A 12,987-nucleotide genomic window follows, 5' to 3' on the forward strand; every position below is an offset into this window, starting at 1 on the left:
CCCGCGCGTTGCTAATCCGACTCGCCGACCCGGTTCGCTAATCCGGGTCCCGCACCTGCCGCGGCACTCCCGCGACCCGATAGGCGTCCGCCTCGTCCAGCGACTCGTGCTCCATCAACGCCGCCGCCAGCGCGTCCAGCCGCTCCCGGTTCTCGATCAGCGTCGTCACCGTCTTCTCGTAGCACTCCGCCACGATCCGCCGGACCTCGGAGTCCACCGCGTCCAGCGTCGCCGGCGCCGCCGAGAGCCCGTAGGCCTGGGCCGCGTCGTCCGGGATCGCCGTCAGCCGCCCGATCCGCTCGCTCATGCCCCAGCGTCCGACCATGCCGCGGGCGATCGCCGTCACCTGCTCCAGGTCGCTCTCCGCGCCGGTGGTCACGTCCCCGTAGACCACCTGCTCGGCCGCGATGCCGCCGAGCGCGCCGCAGATCCGTCCCCGCAGGTAGTCCTCGGTGTGCGAGTACCGGTCGTTCTCCGGTGTGGACAGTGTCACCCCGAGCGCTCGGCCGCGCGGCACGATCGTCACCTTGCGCACCGGGTCCGCGCCCGGCTGGAGCATGCCCAGCAGGGCGTGCCCGCTCTCGTGGTACGCCGTGCGCCGCCGGTCCTCCTCCGGGATCAGGACCGGACGTTCCGCACCGAGCTGGATCTTCTCCAGCGCGTCGGAGAACTCTGACGGGCCCACGTCCCGACGGTGCCGCGCCACCGCCAGCAGCGCCGCCTCGTTCGCCAGGTTCGCCAGGTCCGCGCCGGTCATGCCCGGCGTCATGGCCGCGACCTGGCGCAGGTCCGCGTCCGGGGCCAGCGGGATGCGGCGGGTATGGATCTTCAGGATGGCCTCGCGGCCGGCCCGGTCCGGCGGCCCGACCTGCACCACCCGGTCGAAGCGGCCCGGCCGGGTCAGCGCCGGGTCCAGCACGTCGGCGCGGTTCGTGGCCGCGACCACCACCACGCCCTCGCTGCCGGTGAAGCCGTCCATCTCGGTGAGGATCTGGTTCAGCGTCTGCTCGCGCTCGTCGTGGCCCCCGATGCCGGAGCCGCGGCCGCGGGCCCGGCCGATGGTGTCGATCTCGTCGATGAACACGATCGAGGGCGCGACCTTGCGGGCCTCGTTGAACAGCTCGCGGACCCGGGAGGCGCCGACGCCGACGATCATCTCGATGAACTCCGAGGCCGACGCCGAGAAGAACGGCACGTCCGCCTCGCCGGCCACGGCCCGCGCCAGCAGCGTCTTGCCGGTCCCGGGCGGCCCGGCCAGCAGCACGCCGCCGGGCATCCGCGCACCCATCACCTGGAACGGCGCCGGATTCTTCAGATAGTCGACGACCTCGGCCAGCTGCGCCTCGACCTCGTCGATGCCGGCGACGTCGGCGAACGTCGTCCGCTTGCCCTCCTCCGGCGCCACCGGCTTGGGCGGCCCGCGCCGCCCCAGGCCGCCCATCGCCCCGGCACTCATCCGCCGCGCGACCAGCAGCCACAGGCCCAGCAGCAGCGCCACCGGAGCCAGCGAGATCAGCAGGTTGAGCAGGATGCTCTGCTGCTGCACCACGGGCTTGGCGGTGATCGTCACCCCGTTGGTCGACAGCTGCTGCCACAACGGGTCCGCGGCCCACGACGGCCGCTGCGTGTCGAACTTGACGTAGGTGTCGCCGCCGTCGTCCGGCACCGGCGCCTTGTCCTTGAGGTCGCCCTGGATGGCGTCGCCCTTGGAGTAGACCTCCTTGACGTTGTTGGCGGCCACCTGTCTGGTGAATTCGGTGTAGGGGACCTTCGTCGAGGAGGCGCCGGAGTTGAACAGCGAAAGCAGCAGGTCGGTGGCCAGGAAGACCAGGAGCATGGTGAGCAGCAGCCGCCACCAGCCGCCGGGCACGTTCGGCCCACGCTGCGGCTTGTTCGGGGGACCCGGTTTCTCCGGCGGCGTGCCCTCGGCGCGCCAGGGCTGGGCGGGGTCTTGGCGCGGCGGGACGGAGGGATCGCTCACGGGGGAGTGGTGGGTTGGTGGAGGTGGTGCTGAAACGCTGGGAGATCCGGATGGGTTAAACCGGACCGGGGTTTGTGCCGAAGCAGAGTGAATGCGGACCATGATTCGGAGTGCGGCGGCCATCGGCGTGGTCACCGCTGCGGCGGTGACGGTCGGGACCATGTCCACCCTTGCTGCCGGGGCAGGCGCCGTGCCCACGCTGCCCACGGATGTTAGTGCTAGCGGAAGCGCCAACGGGGTGCGGGTCGAGATCAGCGACGACACCCGTTCGGCTCATTCCGGCGACGTTGTCGACTACACGGTCCGGGTCGACAACGAGTCGCAGACGTCGTACCCGGATCTGGAGGTCTACCACCTCGTTCCGGCGGGGTTTCAGCTCGTGGACTCCAGTCCGCAGGCTAAGCAGGAGGACGACACTCTGCGCTGGACTGCGAACGTTCCGGCCGGCCGCACCGTGGTGTTCACCGATCAGGTGATGGCTGGCACGGTTGAGGAGTCTGAGCACATGACGCCGCGGACTCGGGAGGCCAAGGCTGGGACGGTCACCCACCAGTTCACATCCACGGCCTGCGCCCGCAGCTCGGCGACGGGGCCGGCGCTGGCTTGCGGGACGGTGCGGGAGCAGCTGACGGACGGGCCTGACGCGATGGCGGGGGCGGCGGCTCCGGGGGCGGCGAAGCATTGGCAGCCGGGTTTGCTGGGGGTGGGGGTGATTGCGGCGCTGTATGCGGGGTTCCGTGGGTTCTGGCGGAAGCGGCGGGGGCGGGGTGCGGAGGGTGACGAGGGTTGAGGGCTGAGGGCTGAGGAGGGCTGAAGCGGGCTGGCGGGGGTTGAAGCTGGGCTGAGGTGGGCCGATGAGGGCTGGCGGGGGTTGAAGCTGGGCTGAGGTGGGCCGATGAGGGCTGGCGGGGGCTGAAGCCGGGCTGAGGTGGGCCGATGAGGGCTGGCGGGGGCCGAAGCCGGGCTGAGGTGGGCCGATGAGGGCTGGCGGGGGCCGAAGCCGGGCTGAAGCAGGCCGAAGCGGGCTGGCGGGGCGCCGTTGTCGGTGGCGCCTGCTATATCTGTTCGATAGGGGGCGAATCATCTCAGGTCTTATGAAATGACCGCACCCTTGCTGGTCGATGTTGGGCGGGTGTTGCTTGGTGCCGGTGTGCTGCTGAGTGTGCGGTTGGTTTGGGGGTTTACAGGCGATTTTTACGGCTTCGCGCAGGGGTTGATGGCCTCGCAGGGGACGCAGTTCGGTTGAGGCCCGCATGTTGCGCTGGCGGCCGCCGGTTTTCGCTGGCACGACCGCGCGGGGGTTCAGGCTTCTGCGGCAGTGCGCTGGCGGGTGGCGGTTTTCGCGTGCAAGACCACGCGCCGGTCCGAGTCACTGCGCATGTCGTAGGCGGCAATCGTCGGGCGTGGTGGGCACCAAGAGGCCTCCGGCGGGCGCTCTACAGCGAGGGGGCGACCCGTGCGTCCGGCGCTTCGGCGGCGGTCCGCGACTGGTCGGCTTTGTATCCGCTGTTGCCTGCGTTGCGCTGGTCGGCGGCGGTCGCTGCTTGTGGTCGCCGAGGTTCTGGGTCCCTCGCCGCGTCGTCGCCGTAAACGGAACCAGCCCGGTTTGGCGGAATCAAGCCGCATCGCTGTTGCTGTGGTGCAGCCTCGTTCGGCTTGACACCGCCAAACCGGGCAGGTTGGCAGAGCCCGCCGACGGGTCACGTCCACTGGAGTGGTGTAACTGACCTTGAGCTGGGCTCTAGCGCGTAGGGAGCCATCGCAGGACCTTCAAAGGGAAGTCTTCAAGTTCCCGAAGGACGGCCCTGCGATGGCTCTCTCCCAGTCTGAACTCCTGGACCTACTCGCGTCACTGCGTTCTTCCGACAACACCGACATGGTCCGCACCGTGCTGGAGCGGATCCTGCAAGAACTCATCGAGGCCGAGGCCACCGCCGCGATCGGCGCGGCACCGTATCAGCGCACCTCAGAACGCACCGGCATGCGCAACGGACACCGCGACCGCGGCCTGACCACCGCAGCCGGCGACGTGGAGTTGCACATCCCCAAGCTGCGCACCGGCTCCTTCTTCCCGTCGCTGCTGGAACGCAGGCGCCGCATCGACCAGGCCCTTTTCGCGGTCATCATGGAGGCCTACGTCCACGGCGTATCCACGCGTGCGGTCGACGACCTGGTCAAAGCACTCGGTGCGGACACCGGGATCTCCAAGAGCCAGGTCTCGAAGATCTGTGCCGGCCTGGACGCCGAGATCACCGCCTTCCGTGACCGGCCGCTGGATCACAGCCCGTTCCCCTACATCTTTCTGGACGCGACCTACTGCAAGGCCAGGGTCAACCACCGCATTGTTTCCCAGGCCGTGGTCATCGCCACCGGTGTCAACGCCGACGGAAACCGCGAGGTCCTCGGATTCGCCGTCGGCGACAACGAGACCGAGGCGTTCTGGAGGGAGTTCCTGCGCTCCCTGCGCGCCCGCGGCCTCACCGGTGTGCAGCTGGTCATCTCCGACGCCCACGCCGGCCTGGTAGCCGCCATCGCGCAGGTCTTCCTGGGCGCCGCCTGGCAGCGATGCCGCGTCCACTTCGTCCGAGATGTCCTGGCCAAGATCGAGGCCGGCTCCGGCGAGATGGTCGCCGCAACCATCCGCACCATCTTCGCCCAGCCCGACGCCGAGGCCGTCCATACCCAGCTGCACCTGGTCGCCGACCTGCTCGCCGCTCAGTTCCCGCCGGTGAAGGACATGCTCATCGCCGCCGAGACGGACATCACCGCCTACGCCACCTTCCCCCGAGCCCACTGGACCAAGATCTGGTCCACCAACCCGCTGGAACGCCTCAACCGCGAGGTCAAACGCCGAGCCGACGTCGTCCAGGTCTTCCCCAACCCAGCCGCGCTAGCCCGACTGACCGGCGCGGTTCTGGCCGAACTCCACGACGAATGGCAGGTCACCGACCGCCGCTACCTATCCGAAAGCTCCATGGCAGAACTGCTGGGCACCGGCACCACCGCCGTCATCACCGGACCGACAGCACTCCCACGAGGCAAGAAGACCGCCTGATCAGAGACCTTTTACACCACTCCAGTGGACGCCATCCGCCGACGCGGCGAGGGACCCAGAACCAACACCCCGCGTGGTCCGGAGGATCCGGCGAGCGACATCGCCGGCCAGGCCTGGTCCGTCGCCGCCGAGGTCGCGGCTCCAGCCGAGCGGTTCCGCCGGACGGGTGCCGAGGCTGCTGAATCGCATCGAGAGCGGTAGCTCAGCCGGTCCCGCCCACCTCGTCAGCCGGCAGCACCTCCAGTCGCGTCGTCCGCCGTAGCGAAGCGCCGGCCAGCACTCCGAGGGCGATCGAGCCGACCGTGATCATCACATTAAGCAGCGTCTGCCAGCCCGCCGAGCTGTGCGCGACCAGCAGCTGCTGCACGCCCGACAGGCCGTGGGCGCCAGGCACCACCATCCAGAAGGCCGGTAGGAAGATCACCTGGTCCGGGATCACTGCGCGCTTGCCGATCCAGGTCGCTACCGGCACCAGGGCCATGCCGGCGACGAATGCGCCGAGTGCCTGCCCGCCGACCAGGGTGCCGGCGGTCTGGACTACACGTGTGGCCAGTAGTGCGACGATCAGCCAGGCCAGTGAGCGGCGTGGGGCGTCGTGGTTGAGGGTGAAGCCGACTGCCAGGAGCAGGACCGAGGCCCAGCCGACCCACGCTCCGAGCTGCGGCGGGATCGGGTTGCCGATCGGGTGCGGGCGCACGGTGTCCGTCGCGACCAGGATGCCCAGTGCCAGCATCAGCAGGACGTTCAGTGCGCCGGCCAGGCGCGTGATCCCGGACAGTGTCGAGTTGGTCGACAGCTCGATTGCGCCGAGGGTGAGTGCGGCGCCGGGCAGGAATCCGATCAGCGGTGGGATGTACAGGAAGCCTGGGTCCTGATGCAGGATCGGTCCGGCGAAGCGCAGTGCCAGCACCGTGACCATGATCGCTGCGGCTACCGGTAGCAGCGTCAGCAGGTTCGGCGCGTAGCGGCGTACCAGGTACTGCAGTACGCCGACCGCCGTGCCGGCCGTGACGTAGCCGGCTGCGGCGTTCCACGTCGGGTGCTGCAACATCCCCAGGGCCAGCGTCAGCATCGCGTAGCCGGTGATCGCCGTGGCTGGCTGGAACCGCCGGGGCAGGCTCTGCTCCTCGCGCAGGGCCTTGCGTACCTCGTCGAACGGTAGGGCCTCGCCGAGCATCCGGTGCACCAGGTTCTGCAGTGCCTCGACCTGGTTCAGTTGCATTCCGGCGGTGCCGACCGGGGCGAAGTCCAGCTCGCTGCCGGCGTCGCCGACCACCGCCTCCACGCGTACGAAGATCCCGGTGGGCAGTGCGAAGCAGCGGGCGTCCACTCCGTAGCGGGCCGCGATGTCCACGATCTGCGTCTCGACGTCACGGGTGTTCGCCCCGGAGCGCAGGATCTCCGCACCGAGCGTGCTCAGCAGCCCGGCGAGCTGCCGCAGCCATTGGACCGTGGCCTGGTCCTGGGCCCGCACCCCCACGCGGCGGCGGTCGCGGAAGATGCCGCCGACCGTCTTCAGGCTCTGCCACGCGGTGTCTATGCCCTTGTCGAGGGAGCCCATCGGTCCGGCGAGGGCGTCGCCGAACGCGCCGACCCGGCCGGTGCCCCAGGTCGAGCCGGGTCGGATGCGGCGGATGGCGGCGAAGCGGTGGGGTGCGTCGGGCGGGTTCGCGGCCGAGTTCGCGGTCGTGTTCTCAGGCGAGTTCTCGGGCGGCTTCCCGGGTGGGCTTCCGTCCGCGTCTTCGCCCGCCGCGGCCGGTGCGGCCTCAGGGCTCTTCCGTAGCTCCGGGCCCTCGTTGCCGTGCTGCACATCCTTGCGCTTCTTGAAGAAGGGCACGGCGTTCCTTCCGCTCCATGACACCGCGGCCGCCGCCGGGCGGGGCACAAAACCCCAACGACGGTACCCGATGGCGATCACGCCCGGCTCACCCGTTCGGGCGTGATGCGGGCGCGCGTGGATCATGGACGGGATCAGATGGTCCCTGTGCTGAAGCTGATGCAGGAGAACGCCGTCCTGGCACTGTTCGCGTGCCTGGCGCTGGGCTACCTCGTCGGCAAGCTGCGGGTCGGGCCGATCACGCTCGGCGGCATCTGCGGCGTGCTGATCGTGTCCATGCTGCTGGGGGCGCAGACCGTCAACGGCAAGCACATCGCCGTGAGCAGCGACGTGAAGAACATCATGTTCGCCCTGTTCATCTTCTCGCTCGGCTACATCGCCGGGCCCGGATTCGTGGCCAACCTGAATCCCAAGGGCCTGCGGTTCGGTGTGCTGTCGCTGATGGAGATGGTCCTGGTCCTGGTGATCGCGGTCGGGATCACGAAGGTCGCGAATCTGGACACCGGTACCGGCGCCGGGATCCTGGCCGGCTCGGCGACCGAGTCCGCGGTCGTCGGTACGGCGCAGGACGCCATCACCAAGCTGCCCGGGATCACGCCGAGCCAGGTCACGACGCTCTCGGCGCACGTGGCCACCGCGTACTCGGTCTGCTACCTGTTCGGGCTGATCTCGATCGTGCTGCTGACCAGCCAGATCTTCCCGCGCTTGATGGGCATCAACCTGGCCAGGGCCTCGCGCGAGCTGTGGGAGAAGATGCGCGGTGGGAACGCGGCGCTGGACTCCGACGAGGAAGCGTCGATGCCCAAGCTGGTCGGGCGCACGTACCAGATCACCAAGGGCGACGGCCTCACCGTGCAGGGTCTGGAGGACTCGGTCGGCGAGCACGCCTCGATCGAGGGCGTGAGGCGTGGCAAGAAGGTCCTCACGGTCGATCCGACGCTGCGGCTGATGCTCGGCGACCGGGTGCTGGTCGTCGGGCGGCGCGAGGCGGTGATGACGGCGGGCCACGAGCTGGGGCCGGAGACCAACGCCGTGCCCGGGCTGGACAGCCCCATGCAGACCCGCGAGCTGGTGGTCACCGACAAGAAGATCAACGGCAAGACCGTCGACACCATCAACGCCGAGTACCCGGGCCCCACCGAGGGCGTGTATCTGACCGGCGTCAACCGGCTCGGCAACGACCTGCCGGCCTCCGGCACCACCGAGATCCACGTCGGCGACACGCTGAACGTGGTCGGCATGAAGTCGAAGGTGGACCGCTTCCAGAAGGCCTTCGGCGCCAAGGTCCGCACCGAGAGCGCGGACTGGATCTACATCGGCCTGGGCATCTGCCTCGGCGTCCTGCTCGGCGAGATCGTGATCCACCTCGGATCGGCCAACCTGACCCTGGGCACTGGCGGCGGCTGCCTGATCAGCGGCCTGATCTTCGGATGGTTCCGCTCCACGAAGCCGACTTTTGGCGCATATCCGCCGGTAGCGGCCGCCACCATGAAGGACCTCGGCCTGGCGGTGTTCATCGCGGTCACCGGCCTGTCCGCGGGCCCGGACGCCGGCCCGCTGCTGAAGAAGTACCCGCTGCTGCTGCCGCTGTCCGGGATCGCGATGGTGCTGATCCCGGCCTTCCTCGGGCTGTGGATCGGCCGCCGTTTCCTGAAGATCGAGAAGCCGATTCTGATCGGCGCCATCGCCGGCCAGCAGTGCTCGACGCCGGCCATCACCGCGATCACCAACACCGCGCAGAGCAGCGTGCCGATGATCGGATACACGATCACCTACACGCTGTCGAACTTCCTGCTGCCGCTGACCGGGCCGATCTTCGTGGGCGTGATCGGGCTGCACACTTGAGGCTCACAAATGCAGCAGCCACCGCCCCCCGGCCACCGCGCACCCCAGCGCCACCACCGCGAAGAAGAACAACCACCCCCCGGCCGGGAACCCGGTCAGCCGGTGCAACTGGTCGGCGTCGGAGTCGCGCGCCCCGGACCGCGCGCGCGTCCGGCTCAGCTCCAGCACCGGCTTCACCCCGGCCAGCAGCAGGAACCACACCATCAGGTACGCGAACCCGGCCTGCACGTCCGTGTTCTTCGTCCACGACGCGGCGAACACCGCGCCGCCGGTGAGGACCACCGTGAGGACGCCGTAGAAGTTCCGGATCTCCACCAGCAGCAGCGCCAGCAGGAGCACGCTCACCCACAGCAGCATCGTGATGTGCTGCGCCGCGAGCAGCCACGCGCCGCCCAGCCCGACCAGACTCGGGGCGGTGTAGCCGGCCGCGACCGTGAGGATCATGCCCAGGCCGCGCGGCTTGCCGTAGGAGACCGTGACGCCGGAGGTGTCGTGGTGCAGCCGCACGCCGGACAGCCGCCGGCCGCACAGCAGCGCCACGACGGCGTGCCCGCCCTCGTGCGCGATCGTCACGGTGTTGCGCGCTATCCGCCACACCGGCCGCCACAGCACCGCCACCAGGGCCGCCGCGCCGACCGCGAGGATCAGGTTGCGCGGCGGATCGGGCTGGGTGCCGGTCACGCGGTGCCAGACGTCGTCCAGGTTGGAAATGCTCATGCTCACGGCCACGCAGCCTCCCACGATTCGCCCGTTCGGCGGTACCCGTCGGGACACGGCTGTGACGCGCCGGTGACGCTTGGGGAATGCTGAACCGGGCGGCGCGGGGCGTGGAGAGGTACGTCCGCAGCGCCCCCGGCACCTACCTCTGGCTGCTCATCCTGCTGATCACGACGGCGATCCTCAGGCACGTCAGCCCGCGCACCGCGCACTGGATCCTGGAACGCCGCAGCACCAACATCCACTACCTCCTTGAGGACCCGGTCCGCGTCCTCATCCAGTCGGCCCTGTACATCGACGGCGGCAGCTGGCTGTTCTACCTCGCGCTCTACACGCTCTTCCACGCTCAGGCCGAGCGCTGGCTGGGCACCTGGCGCTGGCTGGGCATCGCGTTCACGTGCCACGTCCTCGCGACGTACGTGAGCGAAGGCGTGCTGGCCTGGGCGATCCACACCAACTCGGTGCCCGGCCGCATGCGCTACACGCTCGACTACGGCGTCAGCTACGCGCTGGCGGGGATCGTCGCGGTCCTGGCCTACTGGTGGCCGCGCGGGTGGATGCGGTGGGCGTACGCGGGAGGCGTACTGGTGTTCTACGGCGTGGCGATGCTGCGCGGGCGGACGTTCACGGACGTCGGGCACTTCACGGCCGTGCTGGTCGGGCTGGGGTGCTACCCGCTCGTCCGGGGGCGGGCGTCGCCGATGGCGCGGGGGTGGCGGTGGTGGGGGCTGGTGGCGACGCCGCCGTTCGGCGAGCGGTCGATCGGCTAGTTGCCGCCCTGCGGCTTCGAGGTGCTGGTGGGCGCACAGATCCCGAGGATGCCCACGCTGCAGGTCGGCGTCGGCGATGTCGAACCGGTGCTGGTCGGCGTCGTCGAGGACGTGGACGAGGTCGGGTGATCCGTCGGCGTCTGGCTGGAGGAGCTGTGCGTCGGCGTCTCGTCGCTGGACGAGTGCGTGGACGTGGTGGGGGAGGGGGTGTGGCTCCGGCTGTGCGACGTCGTGTGCCGGGTGCTCGGCGTGCTGGTGGTCGAGGTGGTGCCGTCGCCGGAGACGGTATCGGTCCCGACCGGCGTGGACGGCACGGTCGGCGACGGCGCGCTCGTCGACGACTCGGTGGGCGTCCCGCTCGTCCCCTGCGGAGAGTTCCCCGACCCGCCGCCCAACACCACGGCGGCAGCACCGGCGACGAGCAACACGGCCGTGGTCACCGCCCCGATGAGCGTCTTGCGCCGAGGTCCCCCGGCAGCGCCGGGCTCGTCGAACTCGTCGTCGTCGACCGGGCCACGGCCCCGGCCGCCGCCGCCGACCTCAGCCGAGCGACTCTCACCGGCCGCCTTGGCCGACGCGGCCGAAGCGGCGGACGCCGTCGAGGCGACCTCCGCGGGCACCTCGTCGAGCGTGCGCGTCGCCTCCGCCTCGATCGTGTTGTCCCGATCCGGGTTGATCACCCGAGTGTGATCGGCGTCGGCGCCGACAGCCTCGGTGACCCCCGGCCGGAACCAGTCATCCGGCGCGCTGGTCTGCACCGGCGGCGCCGGCTCCTCGGCCTCGGCCGACGGCCGAGGCAGGCTCGGCAGGCTCACCGCGAACGCGGAGAGCGAGCGCGGCGCCTTCGGGCTCGGCTTGGTGGGGAAGACCCAGTCGTCTTCGAGGTCGGCGCGGGAGGTGGAGTCGGGTTCGGGGTCGGGGTCGGCGGACTCGGGCTCGGGTGCGGCCTCGGAGTCGGCTTCGGATGCGGCTTCGGATGCGGCTTCGGGGTCGGCTTCGGCCGCGAGTTCGGGTTCCGGCTCGGGCTCGGAGGCCGGAGCAGAGTCGGAGTCTTCGGCCTCGGAGACGGTCGCGGTCTCGGCCGGGGCCTCGGTGCCGGCCGGATCGGTGCCTTCCTGAAGCAACGATGCGGCGGCGAGCGTCTCGATGCCGAGTCCCGCGAACGGATCGCGCTTCGGCAGCGGCTCGGCGCTCGCTCCCTCGGACTCCACGGCAACAGGCGTCTCCTCGGCAGCAGCCGGCGGAGAGAACGCGTCGAACGCCGCGAAAAGCTCGCTGTCTTCCATCAGCGGCTCGAACTCCGAGTCGCCGTCGCCGTCGCCGTCGCCCTCGGCATTGGCGTTGGCATCGGTGTCGGGGCCAGCGGGCTCGTCGTCGGAGGCGGCGGCATCGGCGGCGGTCTCCTCCTCGCCGGATGCCTCAGCATCCAGCAAGCCAGCGGGATCCTCATCCGCAGCCGGCACCTCGGCCGGCGCATCGTGCTCCACCTCGGGCTCATCCCAGTGCCCGCTCACCGGCTCGGCCTCGGCGTCGGCCTCCGCCGCCGATTCCCCCGACCGGTCGGCGAACACGTCGAAGCCCGTAGGCGTGAAGTCGACCGGCGCCGATTCCGCCGACCGTCCCGCACGCGCACCGTCGAACGACGTCAGCACGTCACCTTCAGGGCCCGGCACCTGGCCGTCGGCCGCTGAGTTCGCCTTGCTGGACCTGCTGAACCAGTCGTGGTCCTCGGCGTCCTCAGGCTCAGCAACCGGCACAATCTCTGGCTCGACCGATTCCTCCGCGGCGACCTCGCCCCCAGAGTCCTCGCCGCCAGAGCCCTCGTCGTCGCCCAGCCCCAGCAACGCCGCGTCAATAGGCTCCCCCATCGGCGGCGGCATCTCCTCCGCCTCGGAGCCGACTCCCGCAACCACAGCCGCGTCCTCGTCCCCGAGCCCCAGCAACGCCTCATCGATCGGCTCGCCAACCGGCGGCGCCTCAAGTGCCTCGGCCGCGGCAGCCGCCTCGGCGGCCTCCGCCACCGCCCGCAGCGACTCGGCGCGCGCCCGCGGTACCGCCAGCTCCACGCCCTCCGTCCGTGCGGCGGCCGCGGCCCACTCGCTCAGCAGCGCCTGCCCGCGCTGCTGCCAATCCGGCCCGTACGCCGCCGTGACGGCCGTCGTGACCTCGTCCAGGAACTCGTGCGGGCTGCTCGGCCGCCGGCTCGGGTGCATCGCCAGACCGCGCTGTACCAGGGGGCTGACCTGGGGCGGCGCGAACTCGGCGATGATCTCCGCGTACTCGTACAGCGCTTCGAGGTCGTCGCGGGTCGCGGCGACGAAGGTGTTCTCGTTCGTCAGGCACTCGAAGAACACCGCGGTGGCGCTGAACACGTCGCCGGCCGCGCTCGCCGGCTCGCCTCGAAGGCGTTCGGGTGCCAGATATGTCGGGGCGTTCGGGACGAAGCGCGGGCTCGGGCCGGCGAAATCGGTCAGGGCGATGCCGCCCGAGCCGTTCACCCGCACGTGCTCCGGGCGCACGTCGCCGTGCACCACGGCCAGCGTCACCAGCATTCCGGCGAGCACCGAGGCCGCGGCCTCCGGCGTCATCGCTTCTGACTCCCGCAGCACCGCGCGCAGCGACACGCCCTCGACCAGCCCGTTCCTCACGCAGGCCTGTTTACCTGATTGCGGGCCGCAACCACAACGTCTGAAAGAAGAGGCACGTCACAGACCCCGGCCGCGAGCCACTCACAGTGACGTCGGCTCCGCCGAGCGTGCGCGAGTGCTCGAAAACGTCCCGA

9 protein-coding genes are annotated in these 12,987 nt (G+C 70.3%); 5 read left to right on the forward strand and 4 right to left on the reverse strand.

Annotated elements, in window-relative coordinates:
* Nucleotides 1-37 precede the first annotated feature (37 nt).
* On the reverse strand, nt 38-1,981 hold the full coding sequence (gene ftsH / locus ABH935_RS20005; RefSeq protein WP_370379422.1) for an ATP-dependent zinc metalloprotease FtsH: 1,944 nt from the start codon (nt 1,979-1,981) through the stop codon (nt 38-40).
* 91 nt (nt 1,982-2,072) lie between these two features.
* Here ftsH and ABH935_RS20010 point away from each other — a divergent pair, with 91 nt between their 5' ends.
* The 3 genes from ABH935_RS20010 to ABH935_RS20020 all read left to right on the forward strand — a co-directional run bounded on the left by ABH935_RS20010 (nt 2,073) and on the right by ABH935_RS20020 (nt 5,036).
* Nucleotides 2,073-2,771 (forward strand): hypothetical protein, encoded by a 699-nt coding sequence (locus ABH935_RS20010; protein ID WP_370379423.1) that lies wholly within the window; start codon nt 2,073-2,075, stop codon nt 2,769-2,771.
* 309 nt (nt 2,772-3,080) lie between these two features.
* Entirely contained in the window at nt 3,081-3,227 is a 147-nt protein-coding gene (locus tag ABH935_RS20015; RefSeq protein WP_370379424.1) for a hypothetical protein, read from the forward strand.
* A 564-nt stretch (nt 3,228-3,791) separates the two neighbouring features.
* Entirely contained in the window at nt 3,792-5,036 is a 1,245-nt protein-coding gene (locus tag ABH935_RS20020; protein WP_370379425.1) for an IS256 family transposase, read from the forward strand.
* A 202-nt stretch (nt 5,037-5,238) separates the two neighbouring features.
* Here ABH935_RS20020 and ABH935_RS20025 read toward each other — a convergent pair whose 3' ends face one another.
* On the reverse strand, nt 5,239-6,873 hold the full coding sequence (locus ABH935_RS20025) for a threonine/serine exporter ThrE family protein (RefSeq protein WP_370379426.1): 1,635 nt from the start codon (nt 6,871-6,873) through the stop codon (nt 5,239-5,241).
* A 150-nt stretch (nt 6,874-7,023) separates the two neighbouring features.
* On the opposite strand from ABH935_RS20025, the gene aspT reads away from it, so the two are divergent.
* Nucleotides 7,024-8,718, forward strand: coding sequence for an aspartate-alanine antiporter (gene aspT, locus ABH935_RS20030; protein ID WP_370379496.1), 1,695 nt, complete (start codon nt 7,024-7,026; stop codon nt 8,716-8,718).
* A gap of 3 nt (nt 8,719-8,721) precedes the next feature.
* On the opposite strand, the gene ABH935_RS20035 is transcribed toward aspT, so the two are convergent.
* Entirely contained in the window at nt 8,722-9,435 is a 714-nt protein-coding gene (locus ABH935_RS20035) for a M50 family metallopeptidase (RefSeq protein ID WP_370349021.1), read from the reverse strand.
* Between the two features lie 86 nt (nt 9,436-9,521).
* Between ABH935_RS20035 and ABH935_RS20040 the strand changes: the two genes are divergently transcribed.
* Nucleotides 9,522-10,205 carry a rhomboid-like protein gene (locus tag ABH935_RS20040; RefSeq protein WP_370379427.1) on the forward strand — a complete coding sequence of 228 codons (684 nt, stop codon included), beginning with the start codon at nt 9,522-9,524 and terminating at the stop codon, nt 10,203-10,205.
* Here the strand turns inward: ABH935_RS20040 and ABH935_RS20045 are convergent.
* Entirely contained in the window at nt 10,202-12,853 is a 2,652-nt protein-coding gene (locus ABH935_RS20045) for a hypothetical protein (RefSeq protein WP_370379428.1), read from the reverse strand. The two genes, ABH935_RS20040 and ABH935_RS20045, sit on opposite strands and share 4 nt — an antisense overlap.
* Nucleotides 12,854-12,987: the final 134 nt, after the last annotated feature.

Source organism: Catenulispora sp. GAS73, from assembly GCF_041262085.1.
Taxonomy (GTDB): Bacteria; Actinomycetota; Actinomycetes; order Streptomycetales; family Catenulisporaceae; genus Catenulispora.

Bases quoted from the DNA above. Each gene is read 5' to 3' on its own strand.
- ABH935_RS20010 (WP_370379423.1), top strand. From the start codon at position 2,073: ATGCGGACCATGATTCGGAGTGCGGCGGCCATCGGCGTGGTCACCGCT.
- ABH935_RS20040 (WP_370379427.1), top strand. From the start codon at position 9,522: ATGCTGAACCGGGCGGCGCGGGGCGTGGAGAGGTACGTCCGCAGCGCC.
- ABH935_RS20015 (WP_370379424.1), top strand. From the start codon at position 3,081: ATGACCGCACCCTTGCTGGTCGATGTTGGGCGGGTGTTGCTTGGTGCC.
- ABH935_RS20035 (WP_370349021.1), bottom strand. From the start codon at position 9,435: ATGAGCATTTCCAACCTGGACGACGTCTGGCACCGCGTGACCGGCACC.
- ABH935_RS20020 (WP_370379425.1), top strand. From the start codon at position 3,792: ATGGCTCTCTCCCAGTCTGAACTCCTGGACCTACTCGCGTCACTGCGT.